Below are 586 nucleotides of genomic sequence, written 5' to 3' on the forward strand. Positions count from 1 at the left end.
CGTGTTCTCTAATCTGACATCAATACGTGTCTGACGATGTTCAGTGTTTTTTTTGTCAGCCAGATGCGGCATACTAGGTCGGAGTCCGTACCGGGGGCTCGGAGATTGAAGGAACTGGCCCCTCTGGTACAGACCTATGAACCCAAGCCCGACCAGTATACCTTGATCATCAATGGAACTGCTGGTATAGCGGTTTCTTGGAATGCCCGCTCTCAACTCTACTCTGACCTCTCTAAGGGGAAGCTCAAGGTGGTGCTACCCAAGGAGGGCACGGTCTTCCAGATCAACACCATCAACCTGGTCAAGGGGTCTAAAAACAGCGAGGCCGCCCAGCTCTTCATTAACTACGCATTGAGTCCTGTCGCCCAGAAAGCCTTCACCGAGCGGATGTTCTATGCGCCGGTGAACAAGAAGGCCCTGATCGGTACCCAAGCCATCCTGCGCACGGCTGCGGCTCCTAAGTACCGGGAAAAGGTGGTCCCAGTGGACGTGCCCTAGATTGGCACCATCCGGGCCCAGGGCCGGGAAAGCGGGGCGCTGGGGGCATTCACAGCGCGTGAGGGGAAGGAGAGTGGAACCGGCCAAA

At 56.5% G+C, this 586-nt stretch carries 1 protein-coding gene; it reads left to right on the forward strand.

Features of this window, described 5'->3' with window-relative positions; all coding sequences use genetic code 11:
* The first annotated feature begins 105 nt into the window (after positions 1 to 105).
* Positions 106 to 498: an extracellular solute-binding protein gene (locus tag EKL94_RS22240; RefSeq protein ID WP_221768001.1), complete on the forward strand. Its 393-nt coding sequence runs from the start codon at positions 106 to 108 to the stop codon at positions 496 to 498.
* Positions 499 to 586 lie beyond the last annotated feature (88 nt).

The organism is Stenotrophomonas maltophilia (assembly GCF_003970865.1).
Classification (GTDB): Bacteria; Pseudomonadota; Gammaproteobacteria; order Xanthomonadales; family Xanthomonadaceae; genus Stenotrophomonas; species Stenotrophomonas maltophilia_AR.